Source organism: Curvibacter sp. EU05-FHT14A10 (assembly GCF_058791075.1).
Map to the genome: position 1 here is coordinate 160,195 of NZ_JBYTDE010000012.1, position 22,905 is coordinate 183,099.

At 64.9% G+C, this 22,905-nt stretch carries 16 protein-coding genes; 4 read left to right on the forward strand and 12 right to left on the reverse strand.

The window, feature by feature from the left end; translation table 11 throughout:
• Nucleotides 1–61 precede the first annotated feature (61 nt).
• Nucleotides 62–3,859, forward strand: a complete 3,798-nt coding sequence (locus AC3WUT_RS21590; protein ID WP_492349144.1) for an EAL domain-containing protein — start codon at nucleotides 62–64, stop codon at nucleotides 3,857–3,859.
• Here AC3WUT_RS21590 and modA read toward each other — a convergent pair.
• The 4 genes from modA to AC3WUT_RS21610 form a co-directional block, all read right to left on the reverse strand.
• Entirely contained in the window at nucleotides 3,838–4,614 is a 777-nt protein-coding gene (gene modA / locus AC3WUT_RS21595) for a molybdate ABC transporter substrate-binding protein (protein ID WP_492349145.1), read from the reverse strand. The genes AC3WUT_RS21590 and modA overlap by 22 nt on opposite strands.
• A gap of 49 nt (nucleotides 4,615–4,663) precedes the next feature.
• The gene (locus AC3WUT_RS21600) at nucleotides 4,664–5,071 is read right to left on the reverse strand and encodes a type II toxin-antitoxin system VapC family toxin (protein ID WP_492349146.1); all 408 of its coding nucleotides are present in this window, start codon (nucleotides 5,069–5,071) and stop codon (nucleotides 4,664–4,666) included.
• Nucleotides 5,071–5,307 carry a type II toxin-antitoxin system VapB family antitoxin gene (vapB, locus tag AC3WUT_RS21605; RefSeq protein ID WP_492349147.1) on the reverse strand — a complete coding sequence of 79 codons (237 nt, stop codon included), beginning with the start codon at nucleotides 5,305–5,307 and terminating at the stop codon, nucleotides 5,071–5,073. The genes AC3WUT_RS21600 and vapB overlap by 1 nt, the downstream gene beginning before the upstream one ends.
• Before the next feature lie 133 nt (nucleotides 5,308–5,440).
• Complete coding sequence (locus tag AC3WUT_RS21610) at nucleotides 5,441–7,336, reverse strand: propionate--CoA ligase (protein WP_492349148.1); 1,896 nt, start codon at nucleotides 7,334–7,336, stop codon at nucleotides 5,441–5,443.
• 262 nt (nucleotides 7,337–7,598) lie between these two features.
• Between AC3WUT_RS21610 and AC3WUT_RS21615 the strand changes: the two genes are divergently transcribed.
• Nucleotides 7,599–8,729 (forward strand): HD-GYP domain-containing protein, encoded by a 1,131-nt coding sequence (locus tag AC3WUT_RS21615; RefSeq protein WP_492349149.1) that lies wholly within the window; start codon nucleotides 7,599–7,601, stop codon nucleotides 8,727–8,729.
• Between the two features lie 22 nt (nucleotides 8,730–8,751).
• Here the strand turns inward: AC3WUT_RS21615 and AC3WUT_RS21620 are convergent, their stop codons facing one another.
• Entirely contained in the window at nucleotides 8,752–9,354 is a 603-nt protein-coding gene (locus tag AC3WUT_RS21620) for an isochorismatase family protein (protein ID WP_492349150.1), read from the reverse strand.
• A gap of 184 nt (nucleotides 9,355–9,538) precedes the next feature.
• Between AC3WUT_RS21620 and AC3WUT_RS21625 the strand changes: the two genes are divergently transcribed.
• Complete coding sequence (locus tag AC3WUT_RS21625) at nucleotides 9,539–10,117, forward strand: C40 family peptidase (RefSeq protein ID WP_492349151.1); 579 nt, start codon at nucleotides 9,539–9,541, stop codon at nucleotides 10,115–10,117.
• A gap of 70 nt (nucleotides 10,118–10,187) precedes the next feature.
• Here AC3WUT_RS21625 and AC3WUT_RS21630 read toward each other — a convergent pair whose 3' ends face one another.
• From AC3WUT_RS21630 to pdxR, 7 genes are all read right to left on the reverse strand, one after another.
• Nucleotides 10,188–11,531, reverse strand: a complete 1,344-nt coding sequence (locus AC3WUT_RS21630; protein WP_492349152.1) for a hypothetical protein — start codon at nucleotides 11,529–11,531, stop codon at nucleotides 10,188–10,190.
• Nucleotides 11,528–12,298, reverse strand: coding sequence for an outer membrane lipoprotein-sorting protein (locus AC3WUT_RS21635; protein WP_492349153.1), 771 nt, complete (start codon nucleotides 12,296–12,298; stop codon nucleotides 11,528–11,530). Before AC3WUT_RS21635 ends, AC3WUT_RS21630 begins: the two co-directional genes overlap by 4 nt.
• Entirely contained in the window at nucleotides 12,295–13,599 is a 1,305-nt protein-coding gene (locus tag AC3WUT_RS21640; protein WP_492349154.1) for an ABC transporter permease, read from the reverse strand. The genes AC3WUT_RS21635 and AC3WUT_RS21640 overlap by 4 nt, the downstream gene beginning before the upstream one ends.
• A complete protein-coding gene (locus AC3WUT_RS21645; RefSeq protein ID WP_492349155.1) occupies nucleotides 13,596–14,312 on the reverse strand; it encodes an ABC transporter ATP-binding protein in 717 nt (238 codons plus the stop codon). The genes AC3WUT_RS21640 and AC3WUT_RS21645 overlap by 4 nt, the downstream gene beginning before the upstream one ends.
• 10 nt (nucleotides 14,313–14,322) lie before the next feature.
• Nucleotides 14,323–14,766 carry a DUF2141 domain-containing protein gene (locus tag AC3WUT_RS21650; RefSeq protein WP_492349156.1) on the reverse strand — a complete coding sequence of 148 codons (444 nt, stop codon included), beginning with the start codon at nucleotides 14,764–14,766 and terminating at the stop codon, nucleotides 14,323–14,325.
• Between the two features lie 139 nt (nucleotides 14,767–14,905).
• Entirely contained in the window at nucleotides 14,906–15,910 is a 1,005-nt protein-coding gene (locus tag AC3WUT_RS21655) for a tripartite tricarboxylate transporter substrate binding protein (protein ID WP_492349157.1), read from the reverse strand.
• A 106-nt stretch (nucleotides 15,911–16,016) separates the two neighbouring features.
• Nucleotides 16,017–17,441 carry a MocR-like pyridoxine biosynthesis transcription factor PdxR gene (pdxR, locus tag AC3WUT_RS21660; RefSeq protein ID WP_492349158.1) on the reverse strand — a complete coding sequence of 475 codons (1,425 nt, stop codon included), beginning with the start codon at nucleotides 17,439–17,441 and terminating at the stop codon, nucleotides 16,017–16,019.
• A gap of 1,293 nt (nucleotides 17,442–18,734) precedes the next feature.
• On the opposite strand from pdxR, the gene AC3WUT_RS21665 reads away from it, so the two are divergent.
• Nucleotides 18,735–22,673: an IPTL-CTERM sorting domain-containing protein gene (locus AC3WUT_RS21665; RefSeq protein ID WP_492349159.1), complete on the forward strand. Its 3,939-nt coding sequence runs from the start codon at nucleotides 18,735–18,737 to the stop codon at nucleotides 22,671–22,673.
• The last annotated feature ends 232 nt before the right edge of the window (nucleotides 22,674–22,905 follow it).

Consider the following 22,905-nt stretch of genomic DNA (forward strand, 5'->3'; position numbering starts at 1 on the left):
ATGCCCGGCTTCAAGATATGAACGAGGTGATGGGTTGATTGACTTTCCGCTTGACTTGGCGGTGAACAGCGGTATCACGGCGGCCGTGGTCGGCGTGTTCCTGCTGCTGCCCCCCGGCTGGCTGTTGACCCCCAGCCTTCGACAACGCCTGTTCACAGGCACGCTGCTGGGCCTGGCCTCAGTGGTGGCCATGTACTGGAACGTGCTGGCGGGGCTGTCGCCCATGGCCGAACTGCGGCCAGCCTACCTGACCCTGGCGCTGTACATCATGGGGCGCCGGGTCGGGCTGATCGCTCTGGTACCGGCTTTGCTGGCGGCCGTGATCCTGCGCGCACCCTCTGCGGACACACAGATGTTGCTGATCTTCATGCTCATGGCCTGGGCCGATGTCTGCCGCCAATTGCTGCGGCGTGAGCGGTCCAAGGCCTCGCCGCGGGTCAGGGTGTGGCTGTCCTTGCTGATGCTGGCGGCAGGGGTGCAGGCTCTGATGCTGCTGGCCAGCCAGTTGGGCTGGTTGAGTGATCAATCGCACGCCCAACTGTGGCGCTACGGGGGGAGCACCCTGCTGCTGGGTTGCTGCCTGGAGTTGATGCTGGGACGGGCACGGTACGAACTTCAGCTCAAGCGGCGAGAAAACGAGCTGCTTCAGGTACTGGACTCCTCGGGCGGCGGACGCTGGATCTGGGACGTGCCCAAGCAACGGACCACCTTCCAGGGCAGCTTTTACGAACAGTTCGATCTGAGCGGCCCCCGTGGCACCGACCCCTGGAAGGTCTGGGACCAACACTGGCACCCTGACGACGCCCATCGGCTCGAAAACGTCCGACAGGACCTGCTGCGCAGCCCCGACGATGCTTTTGAGACCGAGTTCAGGGTGCACGACCGCGACGGCCGCTGGCACTGGGTGCTGGCACGTGGGCGCATTGTCGAGCGTGACGAACTCGGCCGGGCCAGCCGGGTGGTGGGCATGCACCACGACATCACGGCCAGCCACCAGGCCAGCGATGCGCTGCAACTGTCGCAAGCGAAGTTTCAGACCATCTACGAGGCCTTGCCCGATGCGGCAGGCATCACCCGCATCAGCGATGGCACCTACCGCGAGGTGAACCCCGCTTTCTGCCGTTTGCTGGGCCGCCCGCGCGACGACATCGTCGGGCACACCTCCCTCGAACTCAGCATCTGGGCCAGCCCCGCGGAACGCGAGAAACTGTTGAAATGCTTCCGCGACAAGGGGCAGGTCGACAGCCTGCCCCTGCTGGCGCGCAGCGTTGAGGGCAGCATCATCCCGGGACGCATGTCGGCGCGCCAGATCAACATGGACGGCGAGCCCTGCTTCATCTTCCTGTTCCATGACATGAGCGAGCACCAGTCCATGCAAGATGAGCTGGTGCGGGTGAACGCCCTGCTGCAACAGGCCGGGCGCATTGCCCGCCTGGGGGTGTGGGAAGACTCGCCCGACCCCACCGAGCGTTACTGGTCGGACGTCTGCTACGAACTGCACGGCCTGTCTGCGGGTGAAGGTGTGCCAGACCAGTATGTCGATCAGTTCGTGGCCCTGCCCTACCGTGAGGTCTTCCGCGAGGCGATGCGGCTCGCCGTGCTGGAGCACAAGCCCTTTGAACATGAGATCCAGATCGTGCGCCGTGACCAGCGTGTGGTCTGGGTACAAGCCATGGCCGAGCCTGTGGTTCAGGACGGTCGGGTGCGCCGGGTGCGCGGCGTGATCCGCGACATCGATGAAGCACGCCGCGGCCGTGATCGCCTGCGCGAATCGGAAGAGCGGTTTTCACGCATCTTCCAGGCCATTCCCGACCCCATGGGCATCTGCAGCAAGGCCACCGGGCATTACCTGGAGGTCAATCCCGCCTGGGAGCAGGCCACGGGCATCAGTCGCAACGAGGCTTTGCAAGACACCTCTTCAGCAGGCCTGGGTCTGTACACCCAGGCCGATCGCGACGCGCTGCTGAGCATGGCCAACGCCCAGGGCGTGCTGAATGCCTACGAAGTCGATTTCACGCCGCGCGGCCACCCGACACGCACCGGCCTGCAATCCATGCAGACCATCGAATTCGATGGCCAGGCCTGTTGGCTGTTCGGCATCAAGGACATCACCGAACGCAAACAGGCCGAACGCCTGGTGCAAGAGCGCGAGGCCTTGCTGTCGCTGACCATTGAAGCCGCCGCCCTGGCCCTGTGGGACCTGAACATGCAGACCGGTGAGGTGGTGGGAGACCGTCAATGGCGTGAACTGCGGGGCCTGCCCCCGGCCGACCCCAGCTCGGCGCCGGAACGCTGGGGCGACGTGGTTCACCCCGACGACCGCGCGCTGGCATTTGCGGCACTGGATCGCCATCAAAACCACCCCAATCAGCCCTTTGACGTGACCTTGCGCCTGCAGCATGGGGACGGCAACGTGCGCTGGGTGCGCAACCTGGGCCGAGTGATTGCCCGCCAGGTCGACGGCAGGCCCCTTCGCATGGTGGGGGTGGGGCTGGACGTGACGCGCCAGCGCGAACAAGAGGCTCAGCTGCAGAAGTTGGCCCACTTCGACGCCCTGACCGGCCTGCCCAACCGGGTGCAACTGGCCCAGGCCCTGGAATCTGCCATGCGTGAAGCCCGCCAGAGCGGCCAACTGCTGGGGGTGGCCTACCTGGACCTGGATGGTTTCAAACCGGTCAACGACCGGCTGGGCCACGGTGTGGGTGACCAGTTGCTGGTCGAAATTGCACGCCGACTGCAAAGCGCCATCCGTGCCCAGGATCTGGTGGCCCGACTGGGCGGCGACGAGTTTGTGATCCTGCTGACCCAGCCCGAATGCCGCAAGACTTGCGAAGCCACCCTCGGCCGCCTGATGCAACGCATGGCCGAGCCGGTGCGCCTGGAGGGTGAGGCCCTGACCGTGACCGCCAGCATCGGGCTGACGCTGTACCCCGATGACGACGCCGATGCCGACACCCTGCTGCGCCACGCCGATCAAGCCATGTACTTGGCCAAGCAGGCAGGGCGTAACCGAATCCACCTGTTTGATGCCGAACGCGAACGGGCCTCTCGCGAGCACCACACCCGGCTGGACCGCCTGGCCGCAGCGTTGCAGGCCAACGAGTTCTGCCTGTACGTGCAACCCAAGGTGGACATGCAGGAAGGCACGCTGGTGGGGGTTGAGGCCCTGGCCCGCTGGCGCCACCCCGAACAGGGCCTGTTGGGGCCGGGCGAGTTCCTGCCTCAGATCGAAGGTTCCGTGCTGGAGGCGCCTTTTGGTGAATGGGTGCTGACCCATTCCCTGACGCTGCAACGGGAGTGGCTGGCCCAGGGGCTGCGCGTGCCCTTGAGCCTGAACATCTCGGCGCGGCATCTGCAGATGGCCGATTTTCCGCTGCGCGTACAGCAGTTGCTCGCCGAGTACGCCGATGTCCCCACCTCACTGCTGGAGATCGAAATCACCGAAAGCGCCGCCCTGACCGACATCGATGCGGTGTCGGCCACACTGGTCCAATTGCGCAACATGGGGCTGTCGGTCGCCATCGACGACTTCGGTACCGGCTACTCCTCGCTCACCTACCTGCGCCAATTGCCGGCCGACACGCTGAAGATCGACCGCAGCTTTGTGATGGGCATGATGACCGACATCGGCGACATGGCCATCGTGGACGGGGTGATCGGCCTGTCACGCTCCTTCGGGTTGACCTTGATCGCCGAGGGGGTGGAAACCACCGAGCAAGGCCTGCGCCTGCTGCAGATGGGCTGCCTGCTGGGCCAGGGTTATGGCATCGCCCGGCCCATGCCGGCCCACGAACTGAAGGCCTGGGCCGCCCAATGGCGCGCGCCCGAGGCCTGGGCTCAGGGCTTGGCGAAACCGTAAGTCGCCAGAATCTCCTGGGCAGGCGCCGAACGCACGTAGCTGATGAAGCTCTGGGCCAGGGCCTGGTTCTTGCCTGCAGCCACCGGTGCGATCGGGTAGCTGACCCGCGTGCCGGTGGGCACCGTGAAGGCAATGCGCACCCGGTCTTTCTCGATCAGGGCATCGGTGCGGTACACAAAGCCGGCGTCCACCTCGCCCCGCGCCACATAGGCCAGCACCTGGCGCACACTGTCGGCGTAGATCCAGCGAGGTTGAAAATCGGCCTCCAGCCCGGCGGTTTTCACGGCTTCCAGGGTGTAACGCCCTACGGGCACGGTGGCCGGGCTGCCGGTGGACAGGCGCTTGAAAGCCGGACTGGCCAGATCGGCCAGGGCCTTGGGGGTGGCGGTGGAGGTGACGGGCTGCACCAGCACCAGGGTGTTGGCCGCAAAGTCGACCCGGCCCGGCGCCAGCAATTGCGCGGCCGCCGCTCGGTCCATGGTTTCCTGGTCTGCCGAAGCGAACACGTCCACCGGCGCGCCCTGGCGGATCTGTTGCAACAAGGGCCCGGAAGCCGCAAAGTTGAGCACCACCTTGCTGCCCGGGTGGGCCTTTTCAAAGGCTTTGGCAATGTCCTGAAACGCATTGGTCAGGCTGGCAGCGGCTGACACGGTCAGCTCCTGGGTAGGGGCCTGGGCCAGGGCAAAACCCGGTGCCAGGCCCATCAGAGCCAGCAGAACAAGCCTTCGGGGGGCGCGGATGAGGAAGTGGTCCATGATCGCTATTCCGTTAATGAATAGCGAATAGTAAGGCCATCCACCCTGATCAATGGGCATTCACCCAGTTCTCGACCCTCAGGCCCGGGAAAGCCAGAAAATCAGACTCGTTGTTGGTGACCAGCACCACCTGCGGCGCCAGGGCATGCGCGGCGATCAATTTGTCCAGGGCATGCCGATTTCGCTCACGGTGTTGTGCCCGCGAAGGTCCGTAGGCGCGCGCTGCACCGGTTTCAAAAGCAGCCACCGTGATGTCTTCGAGCAGGCTGCTCAGAGCCGCCTGGTTGCATGCCTGAGCCTCGCCAGAGCACGCGACGCCGTATTCGAGTTCGGCCAGCGTGATGGCCGAGAGCACGACATCCCCGACATAGCAAGCCGCAAAGCGTTCACGAACCTCCGCAGGCTGGTGCTTCATCAGGTAGATGCAGATGTTGGTGTCTAGCATGTAGCGCGGCATCAAAGGGCCTCACGCTCACCGGCCTCGACCTGCTCACGGCCGTCGGCCATGAAATCGGGTGAAAACTGGGCAAACTTGCCCAGCACATCGCCAATTCGGCGACGCGCCGGTCGAATCAGCAACTCGTCGCCTCGACGCTCGATGACCAGATCGAGGTCCCATTGGCTGTAGGCCAGTTCGGCAGGGATGCGAACCGCCTGGGAATTGCCGTTCTTGAATCGCTTGGTCTGAATCATGGCGGCCTTGAAAACAAAATAGGATGTACGCGTACATCCTATTTCGGATTCTGGGCTGTCAAATCAGGACCCGATGTACTGGGCCCGTCGCGTTCAGACGGTGCTGGCCTGCAGGCGCGGCGTGGGGCCGTGCTCAGCCAGGTTGAACCATGTCGCGCACCTGCTGCAGGGCCGCGGGATCGTCCATGGTGGTCAGGTCACCCGGGTCGCGGCCTTCGCACACGGCCTGCAGGGCCCGGCGCAGCAGTTTCCCGCTGCGTGTCTTGGGCAGCACGTTGACGATCAGCACGCGTGCCGGACGGGCCACGGCGCCCAATTGGCCGTCCACCACCTTCATGATCTCGCCTTCCAGCGCCAGGCGGGCCGCTTCGCTGTCGACCGAGGCCGCGTCCTTGGGCACCACGAAGGCCATGGCCACCTGGCCCTTGAGCTTGTCGGCCACCCCGACCACCGCCACCTCAGCCACGTTGGAATGGCTGGAGATGCTTTCCTCGATCTCGCGGGTGCCCAGGCGGTGCCCGGCCACATTGATCACGTCGTCGGTGCGGCCCAGGATGAAGAAATAACCATCTTCGTCGCGAATGCCCCAGTCGAAAGTGCTGTACACCAGCTTGCCCGGAATGCTCTTCCAGTAGGTGTTCACGAAGCGCTGGTCATCACGCCACACGGTCTGCATGCAACCCGGAGGCAACGGTCCTTCGATGGCCACCACCCCTTTCTGGTTGGGGCCCTTGAGTTCTTCACCGGTGGACTCGTCGAACAGCTTGACGTCGTAGCCATACATGGCCAACCCCGGGCTGCCGAACTTGCTGGTCTGGGCCTGCACGCCGTTGGCCAGCGTGAGGATGGGCCAGCCCGACTCGGTCTGCCAGTAGTTGTCGATGATGGGTACATTGAGCGCGCTGCTGATCCACTGTGCGGTGGGCTCGTCCAGCGGTTCGCCCGCCAGGTACAGGGCCTTGAGGCTGGACAGGTCGTACTTGCTCAGGTAGGCCGGGTCCTGCTTCTTGAGCACGCGCACAGCCGTGGGGGCGCTGAACATGCGGGTGACCTTGTATTTTTCGACCAAATGCCACCAGATGCCGGCATCTGGGCGGGTCGGCAGGCCTTCATAGACGATGGTGGCCATGCCGGCGATCAGCGGGCCGTAGACGATGTAGCTGTGCCCCACCACCCAGCCGATGTCGCTGGTCGAGAAATAGGTCTCGCCCGGATTGCCCTGGAAGATGTGCTTCATGCTGGCGGCCAGGGCCACGGCGTAGCCCCCTGTGTCGCGCTGCACGCCCTTGGGCTTGCCCGTGGTACCGCTGGTGTACAGGGTGTAGCTGGGGTGGGTCGAGTCCACCCACTCGCAAGGCACGCGGGTGTCCAGGTGCTGTTGGCGCAGATCGGCCCAGCGGTAATCGCGGCCGGCCACGCAGTTCATGGGCACCAGCCCACGGTCCACCAACAGCACCGCGGCGGGCTTGTGCGTGGCCAGACTGATGGCGGCATCGAGCAAGGGCTTGTAGGGCACGGGCTTGCCACCACGCGAACCACCGTCCGCACTCACGATCACCACCGGCTCGGCATCATCGATGCGCGAGGCCAGGGCGCCGGAGGCAAAGCCCCCGAACACCACGGTGTGCAGCGCCCCGATGCGCGCGCAGGCCAACATGGCAAAGGCCGCCTCGGCAATCATGGGCATGTAGATCAAGACCCGGTCGCCCTTGCCCACACCCAGTGATTTGAGCGATGCAGCCATGCGCTCGACCTCGCGCTGCAGCTCGGCAAAGGTGTAGACCCGCTCGGAGTTGGTCTCGGTGGACACCGCGATCAACGCAGCCTGGTCACCGCGGGTGGCCACATGGCGGTCCACCGCGTTGTGGCACAGGTTGGTGGTACCGCCGACGAACCAGCGCGCAAAAGGCGGGTTGCTGTCATCGCAAACCTGCTGGGGCGCCTGTTGCCAGTCGATCAAGGCCGCCTGTTCGGTCCAGAAGGCGTCGCGCTCCGTCAGGGAGCGCTGGTGGAATTGTGCGTAAGTCATCCGGTTGATCTCCTCTCACCGACTCTGGGACCCCCCGCTGCAAGCCGGGCTGGGGGCTTGGGTCTATTCAATTGAATTCATAATTATTCATCAGGGGCTTGCTCAGACCTGACACGCGTCATCTCGACCTCACAGGCCCCAGCACGAGGCCATCCCGGCCCGGCCCGGCAACACAGCTTGATTTGCATCAAGAAAGCCCGATACTGAACGCTTGTCGCCCCTGACATCGGTGCTCCAATCACGCGGGCGCGCTCCACGCTCCATGACCGAAATACCCATTCCCCACTTTGTCGACCTGTTTGCAGGCGCCCGCAGCCTGAGCGAACGCCTGCGCGAGATGCACGAGCATCTGCGAGCCGCCGTGCCCTCGCTTGACCGCGTCGCCTGTGCGCTCTATGACGAGAGCGAAGACCGCCTGAAAACCTTTTTGCACAGCACCCGCACCGGTGAGGCGCTGCGCGGCTATGAGTTTCCCCTGCACGAAAGCCAATCGCTTCTTGCCTTGGCACGCAGCGGCGAGTTGCGCGTGCTGGACCACATCCCCAAGGTCATCGGCCAAGGCAGTGAGCATGCCCAATGGCTGAACCAGCAGGGCTACCAGTCGTCGTTCACCGTGCCCATGTATGGCCAGGGAACGCTGCTGGGCTTCGTGTTCTTCGACTCTCTGCAGCCCGAGGTCTTCAACCCCACCGTACAACGCGATCTGGTGCTGGCCTGCAGCCTGATCAACATGATGATCAGCAGCGAAATGGCCACGGTGCGCATGCTGCTGGCATCGACCCAGATCGCACGGGACTTTGCCAACCTGCGCGACTTCGAAACCGGGGCCCACTTGGAGCGCATGTCGCGCTACGCACGACTGATTGCGCGCGGCGTGGCGCCGCGCTATGGGCTGGACGACGAGTTTGTGGAGAACATCTACCAATTCGCGCCGCTGCACGACATCGGAAAGATCGGCATCCCCGACCGCATCCTGCTCAAGGAGGGCTCACTGGACGCCGACGAGCACCGCATCATGGAAACCCATGTCGAACTCGGCTGTGCGCTGGTCGGCAAGATGATGGGCGACTTCAAGCTCAATGACCTGCCCAATTCGGCGATGATGCACAATATCGTGGCCTATCACCACGAATTGCTCGATGGCTCCGGCTACCCGCGGGGGCTGAAAGCCCCCGAGATCCCGATCGAGGCCCGCATTGTCACCGTGGCCGATATCTTCGATGCGCTGACCAGCCCCCGCCCCTACAAGGAAGGCTGGCCGACCGACCAGGCCCTGAGCGAGTTGCAGCACATGGCCGAGGCCGGGCAGCTTGACCCGCATTGCGTCGCGGCCCTGGCCCAGGAGCGAGCCACCATCGAAGACATCACGCGCCGCTTTCGCGACAGCGCCTGAGGCCCGGTCCGCCGCCAGCGGCTTATTTGATCAGGGCCTGAACCGCCTTGAACTGAGGGTGCTCGGCGGTGCGCAGCCATTCAAACAGCACCATCTCGGTGGTCACCAGTTCCGCACCGGCACCAGCCAGGCGGTCAAAGGCCGCATCGCGGTTGCGTTCGGTGCGCGAGCCGCAGGCGTCGGTCACCACCCAGACATCGAATTCGTCTTCGAGCAGATCGAGCGCGGTCTGCAGCAGGCACACATGGGCCTCGCAGCCGGCCAGCACGATGGCGCTGCGCTCGGGCTCACCCTGGGCCGGTTTTTGCAAATGCTTTGGCAGGCTTCGCGCATTGCCCTGAACCGGCTTGGCCGGCGGGCGCAGCCACTCGGACAGGCCCTCTTCGCAGGCGCTGAAATGCATCTTGGCCAGCGTCTGCTGGCACAAGGCCCTGAGCTCGGGCGCGTTCTCGCCCAGCTTGGAAGGGTTCTGCTCGGTGCCAAACACAGGCACCTGCAAAAGGCGGGCCGCACGGGCCAGGCGCTGCGCGTTTTCGAGCACCAGCGGGCCTTCATGGATGGCGGGCATCAGGCGGGTTTGGTAGTCGACCAGCACGAGCTGGGATTCCTGGGCGTCAATCAACATGGTTCTTCTCTCATCATGCCGGCCTACAGCAGGCCACGGCCCTTATTAGAACCCAGTCCCGCCCCCGGATGCCCGCCCCGGGTGGCCCTCCGCCCTGCGACAGATCAACGTCAACCCAGGTGCCGGTGCTTTCTCGTGAATCCCCGCTTGACTTGAACCTGACAGGTCGTTAACCTCTGCGCCCATGTCTCGTTGGCTCTGCCTACTCCTTCTCGGCCTCACGATCTTCGGTTTAGCCCTTCGGGCTCAGGCGGCGCCATCGACCCAGCCGGTCGACGACGTGGAACGCCTGCTCGCCGACCGAGGCCTGCTCACCCAACTGAGCTATGTGCGTCAAAGCCTCAGCAGCCGTGCTTCCGAGCTGGTGGTCAACGCCATGGGCTTTCTGGGCGTGCCCTACCGCCGCGGCGGCAACAACGCCGAAACCGGCTTTGATTGCAGCGGCTTCGTCCGAGCGATGTACGAGCAGACCGTGGGTCTGGTGCTGCCACGCCGCGCCGACCAGCAGGCCGCCGCCACCCAGACCATCGACAAGCAAGAACTGCAACCCGGCGACTTGGTGTTTTTCAACACCATGCGCCACGCCTTCAGCCACGTGGGCATTTATGTTGGCGACGGTAAATTCATTCACTCTCCCCGCACAGGCAGCCAGATCCGTGTCGAAGACATGCGCGACAGCTACTGGCAGCGCCGCTTCGATGGCGCCCGCCGCGTGAACGTGCCCTCGGTTTCTGCCTCGACCGACAACGTCAGCCCACGCTGAAGCCCAGAGCGCCTTGATCGCCCTGGCCTCTTGAGCGGCCCCCACCTGCCGGGGTCGCCGCCCTCCCCGCTCAAAACAAAAACAGCTTCACCCCTGCGGTGAGGCGGCTTCGCACCAGGCTGCCAAACTCGGTCTGCACACTGCCAACCGTGCGGCTCAGCACCACAAAGCCCGACAGCTGGCGCCAGAAGTTTTTCTCGCCGTAAAGCAGCACCTGCCCGCTTCGGTCGGCCAGCTGCGTGCTGTATTCGGCACGCCAATATAGGCCGCTTTCCTGCGGATTGCTCTGCAGGCCCAGCCACAGGTAATCGCGCCCCAGCAATCGAGGCGCCTGTCCCAGGGCCTGGCCCAGGCTGCCATAGGCCAGGGCCGGGTTTTGCGTGGCCAAGGCATTGGCCCGACCCGCCTGGGCCCAATAAGCGGCCTGCCCCGCCTCGCTGTAGCCCCCCGTGCTGTGCAGCCATTCACCGATCAGGACATGACCACTCTCCAGGGTGTAGCTGGCCCCCAGCAGGGCATCCGTGCTGCGCGGGGCCGGTTGTTGCCAGCGGTAAAGCGGGCTATTGCCGGGGCTGCCTACCTGCAGCAGGCCGGGCTGGCGGTTGCTGCCCACCTCGCCATAGAGCAGCCAGGCGTCGTCGGGCGTCCATTGCGCAAAGCCGCCGACAAAGGTGGAACCGCCCCGCTGCTGGCTGATCACCAGACTGGCCAGGTGCGCGTCACCTTGCTGATCCAGCTTCAGCCAGCTGCTGTGCCCCAGATCGGTGGCCGGGGTGATTTGCGAGGTCGACAGCACATAGCCGCCCCCCAGGCGCCAGCCTGGCGCCAGTTGCCCGGTGTAGCGCAGCACGTCCACCCCCGGCGTGGCGGCCAGCGGGTTGGTGCGGCCGGCATCAAAGTAGAACGGGTTGCTCGGCGAGCGAAAATTGGCCGGGCCCCAGCTCAACAGTTCGCGCCCCACCGTCCACACCCCCTCCCCCTGCCGATAGCGCGCAAACGCCTGGCCCACCTGCTGGGTGTCGTCACTGTCGCGCCGGTCTGGCCGTGCGGCCTGTTCGGTCTGACTGCGCTGCGAGGTCAAGCGCAGCGAGCCGACCAGGGCCAGCGGCCCCTCTTCGGCGCGCCCGTTCAGGCGGACATCCAGCAAGCCCAGCTCGCGTGGCAAGGCGGCCACCCGGTTGCCCGGGTTGAGCAGGCTGGTGCTCAACACACCGTTGTGGGTCCCGTACACCCAGGCCTCGCCCGAGCCACTGAGGCGCCAGGAGGACTCGGCCTGCGGGGTACCGGACTGAGGGGCATCGGACTGCGCGGTATCCGCCTCGGGCGCTGCGCTCTCCTGCGCCAGAGTGGGCAGCGCCAGCGCAGTCGCCACGGCCCAGGCCACCGCCCGCCATCGGATCCGGGCGGGCCTCATTGCAGGTTCCCCACGTCGAACTCCGAGCTGGGGATGGCCTGCGGCGAGATGCGGCTGTAGACCAGCGTGGTGCGGGCATCGCTGAGCGCGTCTGCAATCGCCATCCGGCTCACGAACAACACGGTCTTGCCCTGAATGCTCAAGCTGTTGCCATATTCGAACTGCGCACTCTTGAGCTTCTTGCCCGACAGCGACAGGAAATCGGCCTGCACCCCCACGCCCCGGCGCACCGAGATCCAGTAGGTGATGCGGTCGTAAGTGGTCTGGCGGCTGGCCGCCGTCAGCTCCAGCACGTGGCAGGGCTCGTTGCCCACGTCCTCCTGGCGCAGATAGCGGGCCTGGTAGTCCTTGGCGTAGTTGGTGGCCGCAATGTCACCGATGGCGGCTTGCCCCGTCAGGCGCTGGCGTGGCGAGATGGCCACCGGCTTCTTCAGGCCGGGCTTGGTCAGCCACATGTTGCGCTCGACCTGCAACATGCGTGAACCCTTGCTGCTCAGGGGTTCCAGCACCTCGGCCACACTGGCGTTGTCGATGGCCTTGATGCGCAGCCGCTGATCAGGCTGATCGTCGGCCTGGCTGCCACTGTTGTGGGCATGCACCTCCCAGATCAAGCCCGGAAAGCCGCCCCCGCGGGCCTGATCGGCCTGGCGCAGCAACTGGGTGGCATCGGGTTCGGCCGCCCCGGCCGGAGCGGCCCCCAAGAAGCCGCCCAAAGACAGGACCAGCGCGCTGCGGCGGGTCCAACACGAAAATTCAGCGTGGTTCATACATGCCCCAAAGAAGCGGTGATCGAGTGGTGGGCTGCGCGGCGGGCCGGCCAGTAGGCGGCAAACACCGCCAGCACCGCCAACACCCCGGCAGCAAACGCCGTGCGCGGCAAGTCAAAGCCGATGTAGATCGGCACGCTCTGGGTGTTGCTGGGGGGCACATAGCGGATATCGGCCACGTTCACCCCCCAGCGCACCGCAGCCGTCAGCAGCAGGCCGGTGAGGGTGCCGACCAGCACCAGCATCAGCGCCTCGTTGACAAACAAACGGGCGATGCCGCTGCGGCGCACACCGATGGCGCGCAGGGTGCCGATCTCGCGGGTGCGCTCCACCACCGCCATGCTCATGGCATTGGCAATCGACAGCACCACAATGGCCAGCACCACCGACAGCATCAGCGCGAAAATCATGTCGTACATGCCCTTGACCTGACGGAAGAAGGCCGACATCTCTTGCCAGGTGCGCACCTCCATGTCGAGGCCGGCGGCCTTGAAGTCGGCATTCAACTGGTCGCGCACGGCCACTGACTGGGTTTCGCTCGGTGCCGGGCGGGTGTACATGTCGCGCAAGCGGCCATCGGCATCGGCGCTGTCGGCGTGCCCTTCGCCGGGCAGCAGCACGGTCAGGGTCTCGGCCCGCCCCTTGGCGTCCATCAGATCCTGCACCAGGGCCAGCGGCATCAACATCAGCTTGTCGTTGGTGGCCACGTTGCCGGTGTTGACGGTGTCAGCAATGTCCACGTCAGAGGCGTTGGCCTGCCCGTGCAGCGTGCTGGCCAGCACCGAGGCGCTGTCGCCGATCTTCAGGCCCAGCACATCGGCCAGGCCCTGGGCAGCGGTCACGCCCTGGGGCTGCTCGTCCTTCAGGGCGCCCGGTGCAAAGCGGAAGGGCCCGCGCAACAGATCGAGATCAGCCGGTGCAATGCCGGCCCCCACAAAGATCGTGCTGCTCTTGCCGTTGGACAGCAGCCCGGTGGCGCTGAGCTTGGGGATCAGGCGGGCGCCTGGCAGGCGCTTCTCGACAATCGCCTGCACCTGGCGGATCTCATCGGCCGTCAGCAGGTATTTGTCGGGGTGCAGCTTGCCCTCGGTCTGCCAGCCCTGGCGATTGATGGTCAGGTGGCCGATCAACTCGGCATGGATGGCCGCGTTGCTGAGCGCCACATACACCGCGCTGGTGTACCCCGCAAACAAGGCCACGGCCGCAAAGCCAAAGGCCAGGCTGAGGATGGTGGCGGCGCTGCGGCGGCGGTTGCGCCACAGATTGCGCCAGGCGAGCTGGATGTTGCCGATGCCGGTCATGCGGCCTCCTGGTAACTGTCTTGTGAGATCAGGCCGTCCTGCAGGCGCAACTGGCGCGGCACTCGGGCCAGCAGACGGGGGTCGTGGGTGGTGAAGATGCAGGTCACACCGGTTTCCCGGTTCAGCCGCTCGATCAGGTCGATCACCTCGCGGCTGGTCTGTGAGTCGAGGTTGGCCGTGGGCTCATCGGCAATCAGCAGGCGCGGCGCGCCGACCAGGGCCCGGGCAATGGCCACACGCTGGCGCTGCCCACCGCTCAGGCGATCCGGGCGAAAGTGGAGGAACTCACCCAGGCCCACATGGCCCAGCCACTCGGCGGCACGGCGCCGCACTTCGGCGGCCTTCACGCCCTGCACCTGCAGCGGCAGGGCCACGTTTTCGAGCGCAGTCAGCACCGGCACCAGGTTGAAGCTCTGGAACACAAAGCCGATCTTGTGGTTGCGACAATCCGACAGCGCATCGTCCGAGAGCTGGCTCACGTCCTGCCCCTCGAAACGCAGCACGCCCTTGTCGGCCGCATCAATCAGGCCCAACAGGTTCAGCAGCGTTGATTTGCCGCTGCCCGAGGGGCCCCAGATGGCCATGAATTCGCCGGGCGCCACATCCAGGTCGATGCCGCGCAGGGCGCGGATGCGGGTCTCGCCCAGCGCGAACTCGCGCTCGATGGCGCGCAGCGACAACAGGGGCTCGGGGGTCTTGGGTTCAGTGCTCATGCCGCCCACCTCACTGGCCCGACAGCTTGAGCTGGATGCGTTGCGGCTCGGTGCCCAACTTGATGGCCGCGTCTTCGAACTTGGGCGGGCCGAATTGGCCCTTGGCATCGCGCGAAAAACCATAGGGCTCGGTGGGCATGCCCACCATGTTGGCGTCCAGGCGCTGGTTGCTGTTCAGGTCCTGGTAGGCCGACACGGCATAGGTGCCCGGCGCCAGGTCTTTGAACACCAGTTCGACCTGACCCGGCTTGGCCGGCGTCATCTGACCATTGAGCACCTTGCCGCGCGGAAAACCCGCCGCGTCGTTGAACAAGGCCACCATCACCTGCCCCTCAGCCTTGGTGACGCCGCTGACCACCACGGTCAGGTCGGCCGCCTGGGCCAGGCTGGCACCCAAAAGCAAGCTCACACCGCCCAGGGGCAGCACACGAATAGCACGTTGCAAAATCGACATGGTTCCGACTCCTGTTTGAACAAGTGTCGGCAGTGTCGGCCGGCCTTCGACGCCCCACCACCGGCTTGCGACAAACCAGCGTCAGACGGGCGCGAAATGCAGCTTGCCGGAGCCAATAGCAGGCCTCGCGCGCGGAAATTCAATCGGGTGTGACCTTCGCCTCGCGGATCACCTTGCCCCATTTGCTGGTTTCGGAGGCCAAAAAGGCGTCGAACTCCTCCGGCGTGCCGCCCCCGGGGAAGGTGCCCATGGCCTCCAGGCGAGGCCGCATTTCCTCGCTGCGGACGATGCGGGTCACCTCGTCGGACATTCGCCGCAGGATGTCACGCGGCGTGCCGGCCGGGGCGATCATGCCGGCCCAGGTGCTGCCGGTGAAGTTCTTGAACCCCTGCTCGACAAAGGTGGGCACGTCGGGCAGCACCGGCAGGCGGCGGTCGCTGGCCACACCGATCAGGCGCACCTTGCCTTGCTTGCCCATGTTGATCAATCCGGTGGCGGCATCAAAAAACAGCTGGATCTGCCCACCGATCAGGTCGGTCAGGGCCGGTGCCGCGCCTCGGTAAGGGATGTGCACCATGTAGGCGCCGGTCTGCATCTTGAACAGCTCGGTGGTCAGGTGCACGGCCGAGCCATTGCCCGACGAGCCATAGCTGACCTTGCCCGGGTTGGCCTTGGCATAGCGGATCAGCTCCTGGGCCGTCTTGAACGGGGCGTCGAGCGGTACGGCAGCCACCAGGGGCGAGATGCCCATCAGCGCCACACCGGTGAGGTCCTTGCGGGCGTCATAAGGCAGCTTGGGGTACAGCGTGTTGTTGGCCGCATAGGCGGCGATCACCACGCCGAAGGTGCTGCCGTCCGGTGCCGACTTGGCCACCGCATCGACCCCGATCACGCTGCCGGCCCCGGGCTTGTTGTCAATGATCACGGTCTGGCCCAGGCGGGTCTGCAGACCGTTCTGGATCAGGCGGGCCATCTGGTCGGTGAAGCCGCCGGGGGTGTAGGGGACGATCAGGCGAATGGGCTTGCTCGGCCAGCCGGCATTCTGGGCCCAGGCCGGGGCAGCCAATGAGGCCACCGAACCGGCGGCAGCGGTCAGCACCCGGCGGCGGGAGGGACGGTCAAGAGAAATGGGGGACGAAGGCATCAGGCCAGACTCCGGCAACAAGACAAAACCTGATTCTCAGCATCCCAGGCACCCGGCGCATTGGGGCAAGCCCGGCCGAGCCGTCGCCTCGGCGACCGGCCCGGCCTCAGCCCTTGAACATCGGGCCGACGATGCGGGCTGCCGCCTGCAGGCTGGCCGGTGCGTAGCCGGCATAGCCGAACAGCCAGCCCCGCCGTGGTGAGGCCACCGCATAGCGGGACAGCGGCGTCAGCACCACCCCCTGGGCGGCTGCCCGCCGGCTCAGCGCTTCGTCATCGGTGCCTGCAGGCTGCTCCAGACAAAGGTGCATGCCTCGGTCGCTGGCCTGCAGTTGCAAAGCCCCATTGCTGGCCTCGGCCAGCGCGTCAATCATCACCTTCTGCCGCCCCTGATACAGCTCACGCATGCGGCGCAGATGCCGCAGCAGGTGGCCTTGCGCAATGAAGCTGGCCAGCACCGCCTGGGTGTCGCCTGGGGCATGCCGATCGCTCAGAGCACGGGCCATCGAAAAGGAATCCACCCAGGCCGGCGGCAGCACGATGAAGCCCAACCGCAGACCGGGGTGCAGGGTCTTGGAGAAGGTACCCACATACAGCACCCGCTCGGACCGCGGCAGGCTGCACAAGGCAGGCAAACGGTGGGGCCCGTACTGGAACTCGCCGTCGTAATCGTCCTCGATCACCCAGGTCTGGTGGCGATGCGACCAATCCAGCAGGGCCTGGCGACGCGCCAGACTCATGCGCACGCCGGTTGGAAACTGATGCGTCGGCGTGACCACGGCCAAGCGTGCCCGAGGCCATTGCCGCTCGGCCTCGGCGATGCACAGGCCCTCCTCGTCCAGCGGTACCGGCCGGGCCTGCACGCCATGGCCCAGCAGGCTGGCCCGGATGCCGGGGTAGCCCGGGTCTTCGACCAGCACCTCGTCCCCGACATCGAGCAACAGCCGCCCCACCAAGTCCAGCGCCTGCTGCGAGCCCGAACACACCAGCACCCGACCGGCATCGCACCGAATGCCGCGCGAGGCCCAGAGCCACTGGGCAATCGCCTCGCGCAGCGCCGGATCGCCAGCGGGGTCCAGGTACTGAGCGCCCGCCTGCCGCTGCAGCGGTGTGCGCTGTCGGCTCAACCGGTCCCAGGTGCTGAAGGGAAAGCCGGCCACATCGGGCGCACCGATGCGAAACGGGGTGGCCGCCTGCCGGGGCGGGCTCCAGTGCTGAGCCGTCTCGGCAATCAATTGCCCGCGCCGGGACAGGCCCAGCGGCAAGGCGCTCAAGGCCCCGGCCCCGCTGGGGACAGCCAGCTTGGCGCTGACATAGCTGCCATCGCCCACCCGGGCCGTCACGTAGCCCTCGGCCTGCAAGCGCTCCATGGCCCACAACAAGGTGTTGCGCGACACCCCCAAGGTGCGCGCATGGTCCCGCGTAGCGGGCAGTCGACTGCCCGCCGCCAGAGCGCCATTCTCGATGGCCAGGCGCAATTGCTCGTACACCTGCTGCCGGCGGGTTGGCCCCCGATGGCTCCCCTGCTTCATGGGCACTGGGCTCCTTGAATAGAACGTGATCAAAAAAGACTGCGAATGGTTGTGCGGCCCCTCCCTCAGTCTGTCCACCTTGGCACAAGCGTCCACGCCCGTGTGCATCGGTGTGCCATGGTGCCACGGGTTGCCCTTTGGGTCGGGGGCATCTCCGGGTCACGCTGGCCCATCTTGCTCTTGGTCCAGTTGGGCACCGAAATGATGCTGGCATCGACCTCTATGCCCGCCTTGAGCCGCAGGCCCTGCTGGGCCAGGCCGGCATGAATGGCTGCCGAGGCCTGCATGGCAACTGCGTGTCTTTTCAGCAAATGGCGGGAACTTGGGGTTTTGCCAACGCAGGGACTGGTTGTCTCGTCGGGCAGCCTGGCTGCGCCCTCCAAACCCACAAATCGCCTCATGCCTGGCCGGGGCGCACGGCTTCCACCACGGCGGCAGGCCAAGAGTGCGCAGCATGGTCTCATGCTGTAAACGACGGGCGCACGCCCAAAGCCCGGTGTGCGGCGCGCGCATGCAGCTGGCCCAGCGCCCCCCCCAGGGCACCTCCTGACTCATCTCATCGAGAAAGACTTCTTGGTGGGTCGTCCGGGGCTGCGGGGTCAAGGCCAGGCGTGATCTGGTTCTCTGGTTCATGTGCGTGATCTTGCACAACGTTCAGGCCCGAATCTGGCATGAATCATCAGTATCGACAATAACGGCCAGAAATACCGGCTGCATGTCCCCAATACTAGGGACATACAGCCAACAAAATAAGACCGACCATTGGCACAAATCAAGCTCAACGCCGACGCCCTGGATCAAAAAATATGCTCAATTAGCATGGAAGTTCGCTTCAAGCCGCCTTTTCAGATAGTCCAACCATCAGCACCCTGCTCCAAATGTTCACCCAGATATCGGCACTTATTTTCAGTGCATGGTCCGTGCGCAGGTAAGTGTTGGCGCACGGCGGACTGGTTGTTTTAATCGTCTCGTGGGCGCCTGTAGATTGACAGCGCGAAAGAAACAAAGAAGAGGCAGCAGAGCAAATACCGCCCGACAAACTGGAAGGCGTTCAGCGCGGCGCTGAAGATGCGCGGCGATGGGCCGCGGCCTCTGGAAAAGGTAAAGCGATTACCAGCAGATGTCTTTCGACATTCTGCAAAATTTTCTCGACCGGCTTTGCATCTCGCTCAAAAGTTAGTTTTCAGCGCTCCAACGCCCCAAGCACAAAAGCATTTGCATTGACTACGTGATTTCAAGATTGCATCTGGCAAGTCAATAAAAACCAACAAGATATAATAGGGAAAAATCAGCATGAAAACTCAAAGTGGTCTGGTTTCGAGAATTATTTTTCGTTCGGAACAACATGCCCGATGTTTATTGATCGCGGTGCTGACGCTGGGAATCTTCCTCGGCATCGTGAGCCCAGCTAACGCGCTGACCAATACCTGGAGTGCTACGGGCAGCCTGAGCATGTCGCGGTCTTTTCACACAGCGACCCTGCTGCCCTCAGGCCAGGTGCTGGTCGCGGGGGGGTATGGCGCCAGTGGATACCCCCCCAGCGCTGAGCTGTACGACCCGGCCACCCAGACCTGGAGTGCCGCGGGCGGCATGAACACTGCGCGGAATCAGCACACAGCGACCCTGCTGCCCTCAGGCCAGGTGTTGGTCGCGGGGGGGTATGGCGCCAGTGGATACCTCTCCAGCCCTGAGCTGTACGACCCGGCGACCCAAACCTGGAGTGCCGCGGGCAGCATGAGCACTGCGCGGGCAAACCACACAGCGACCCTGCTGCCTTCAGGTCTGGTGCTGGTCGTGGGGGGAAGCAACAACAGTGGAAATCTTGCCAGCGCCGAACTGTACGACCCGGCCACCCAGACCTGGCGTGCTGCGGGCAGCCTGAGCACGGCTCGGGAACACCACACGGCGACCCTGCTGCCCTCAGGCCAGGTGCTGGTCGCAGGGGGGTGGATCAACGGTGGCGGTGGCGCTACAGCTAGCGCCGAACTGTACGACCCGGCGGCCCAAACCTGGACTGCTGCGGGCAGCATGAACACGGCTCGGTTTCAGCACACAGCGACCCTGCTGCCCTCAGGCCAGGTGCTGGTCGCGGGGGCGTCTACCAACAGTGGAGCCATCGCCAGCGCCGAACTGTACGACCCGGCCACCCAGACCTGGACTGCTGCAAGCAGCCTGGGCACGGAGCGGGCATCCCACACGGCGACCCTGCTGCCCTCAGGCCAGGTGCTGGTCACGGGGGGGTACAACAACAGTGGAAATCCTGCCAGCGCCGAGCTGTATGACCCGGCGACCCAGACCTGGAGTGCTGCGGGCAGCCTGAGCACGGCTCGGGAATTTCACACAGCGACGCTGCTGCCCTCAGGCCAGGTGCTGGTCGCGGGCGGGACTGGCAGCGGTGGAACTCTTGCCAGCGCCGAACTGTACGACCCGGCGACCCCTACCTGGAGTGCGGCGGGCAGCATGAGCACGGCGCGTGGTTACCACACAGTAACCCTGCTGCCCTCGGGCCAGGTGCTGGTCGCGGGGGGAAGTAACAACAGTGGAGCTCTTGCTAGCGCTGAGCTTTACGACCCGGTGACCCAGACCTGGAGTGCGGCGGGCAGCCTTGGTGCAGATCGGTACTACCACACAGCGACCCTGCTGCCCTCAGGCCAGGTGCTGGTCGTGGGGGGGTTTGGCGCCAATGGATACCTCTCCAGCGCCGAGCTGTACGACCCGGCGACCCAATCCTGGAGTGCTGCGGGCGGCATGAGCACGACTCGGTTTGCACACACAGCGATCCTGCTGCCATCAGGCCAGGTGTTGGTCGCGGGGGGGTATGGCGCCAATGGATACCTCTCCAGCGCCGAGCTGTACGACCCGGCGACCCAAACCTGGAGTGCTGCGGGCAGCATCGGCACGGCTCGGATTTACCACACAGCGACCCTGCTGCCATCAGGCCAGGTGCTGGTCGCGGGGGGAGGCAACAACAGTGGAGCTCTTGCCAGCGCCGAGCTTTACGACCCGGCGACCCACACCTGGAGTGCTGCGAGCAGCATGAACACGTCGCGGTCTTACCACACAGCGACCCTGCTGCCCTCAGGGAAGGTGCTGGTCGCGGGGGGCGGAGGCAGCAGTGGATATCGTGCCAGCGCCGAGCTGTACGACCCGGCGACCCAAACCTGGAGTGCTGCGGGCGGCATGAGCACGACTCGGTATGCACACACAGCGACCCTGCTGCCCTCAGGGAAGGTGTTGGCCACGGGGGGGTATGGCGCCAGTGGATCCCTCTCCAGCGCTGAGCTGTACGACCCGGCGACCCAAACCTGGAGTGCTGCGGGCAGCATGAGCACGGCTCGGATTTACGACACAGCGACCCTGCTGCCCTCAGGCCAGGTGCTGGTCGCGGGGGGGTATAGCACCAACAGTGGCTATTTTTCCAGCGTCGATCTGTACACCAACAGCCTGGGATTCGCAGACAGCAGCCGACCCGTGATCAGCAGTTTGGCCAGCGCTTTGCAACCGGGCCAAACAGTACAGATCGGTGGGACGGGCTTCAATGGCAGCAACCATGGCTGGAGCGAGGCCTCGGGTGGCAGCACCAACAGCAGCGCCACCAACTACCCCCTGGTGCAATTGCGTCGCCTCGACAATGACCAGGTGAGTTGGCTCACTCCGACGTCGGCACGCTCCGATACCGCTTACACCAGCGCCGCGCTCAACGGCTTGGCCCTGGGGGCATACAGGCTGACGATGTTTGTCAACGCGATTCCCAGCTTGTCTCAACTGTTCCAACTAACGCCCCTGGCTGTCTGGTCTGTTGCGCCAAGCAGCGGCCCCAGCGCCGGCGGAATCAGCGTTGCCATCACAGGCACGGGCTTTACCAGCACCATGGCTGTCTACTTTGGCGGCACGCCGGCGACCAGTTTCACGGTCGACAGCGACACGCAGATCACGGCCGTGGCGCCGGCCGGCAGTGCCGGGGCGGTGGATATCACGGTGACCTCTGCAGGCTCGACCAGCGCAACAGTGACGGCCGATCAGTTCAGCTATGTGCCGGCGCCCACCGTCACCAGCCTGGGAACCCGTGCAGGGCCCACTGCGGGCGGCACCTTGGTGCTGATCACAGGCACCAACTTCACGGGGGCTACCGCTGTCCTGTTTGGCAGCAGCAATGCCACCGGCTACACGGTCAACAGCGCAACACAGATCACCGCCACGGCACCAGCGGGTTCGGTCGGCACGGTGCATGTCACGGTGACCACGGCGGGGGGTAGCAGCGCCACCAGCACCGGTGACCAGTTCACCTATGCAGCAGCGCCCACCGTCACCAGCCTGGGAGCCTCTTCAGGCCCGGCCGCGGGTGGCACTTCGGTGGTCATCAACGGCACCAACTTCACGGGGGCCACTGCCGTCCAGTTTGGCAGCAGCAATGCCACCGGCTACACGGTCAACAGCGCAACGCAGATCACCGCCACGGCACCAGCGGGTTCGGTCGGCACGGTGCATGTCACGGTGACCACGGCGGGAGGCACCAGCAGCACCAACGCCGGTGACCAGTTCACCTACCAAAGCGCTGGAGCCTGTGGCGCCGCAGCAGGCGTTGCCGCCATTCTGAAACCGGCAGCCAACCTCTGCGCTGTAGGCAATGCTTCGGCCGTGGCATTGAACTCTTCCAACTGGTCGTGGACCTGCGCGGGCACTCTGTCACAAGCAGCTTGCTCGGCACCTTTGAAGGCCACGCCAGGCAACACCAACAGCGGCGCCGTGACGGCTGCTGGGAGCAACGGCTGGACCCTTCAAAGCGCAAGTTTTGTGGCGGCGCCCTCGATTGCCAATTCCGTGGTACCTGCCGGAACGACCTTCCCGTTCGGTTTGGCCTCCTTGAGCTTGAGCGGAGGCACTCCCGGTACCCAGGCAACCGTGACGATGACCTACGCTTCCGCGATACCGGCCAACTCGGTCTATTACAAATACAACCCGAACACCTCCACTTGGTCGGTGCTGAACAGCGCGGTGTTCAACTACACGAACAATTCGGTGACCTTCACGCTGACAGACGGTGGTGTGGGCGACGACGACGGCGCACCCGACGGAGCGATCTTGGATCCGGGTGGTCCCGGCGTTCCCTCGGCTGCAGCATTGACAACGGCGGTCCCGTCATTGTCGGAATGGGGCGTTGCCATGTTGACGCTCTTGATGCTGTTGCTGGGGATCGGTCATGTGCGCATCCGCAGGGCGTTGGCACACTGATGCGCCTGAGTTCCGGCACGACACCTGGCCGAGAACTGAGTTCTGTCCGGCCTTGGCAACGATGGCTGCATTGACTGACCATGCGGGTTTGGGCTTGAAGAAAGGAAGCAACCCTGGCTTCGATCTGATCTCCGGGCAAGTGGATGGCAAGGACGCCCGAGTTCGACACGAAGTGCGGCAAGTGCTTGATTTCATTAGAAACCGCTTGAATATTTCCACTACAACAGGGGCA